The sequence below is a fragment of the Pontibacter sp. JAM-7 genome, assembly GCF_048548695.2.
In the GTDB taxonomy this organism is placed as follows: Bacteria; Pseudomonadota; Gammaproteobacteria; order Pseudomonadales; family Balneatricaceae; genus Neptuniibacter.
This window is the reverse complement of the sequence record NZ_JBLYIF020000071.1, coordinates 1-241: the sequence shown is the minus strand read 5'-3', so window position 1 is coordinate 241 and position 241 is coordinate 1. Positions and strand designations below refer to the sequence as shown.

Annotated in this window: 1 protein-coding gene; it reads right to left on the bottom strand. The window is 61.0% G+C overall.

Features of this window, described 5'->3' with window-relative positions; translation table 11 throughout:
- Window positions 1-241, bottom strand: a 241-nt coding sequence (locus ACFVYJ_RS13905; protein WP_463255470.1) for an enoyl-CoA hydratase-related protein, incomplete at both ends; no start/stop codon positions are given.

Sequence of the window (241 nt, the reverse complement as noted above, 5' to 3'; positions counted from 1 at the left end):
GCCTGTTGCGAGCGTCATGCTGGATTTTGACGCAATCTTGCGCGCCATTTCCATCGTGGCCTCTTGCAGCGCTTCGGGAGCGACAACACGGTTCACAAGACCTATCTCGGCGGCCCGCGCGGCCGAGGTCATATCACCGGTCAGCAACATCTCCATCGCGTGTTTGTCCGCGACGTTGCGCGACAGGGCCACCATGGGGGTGGAGCAGAACAGTCCGATATGCACGCCTGGTGTGCTGAAC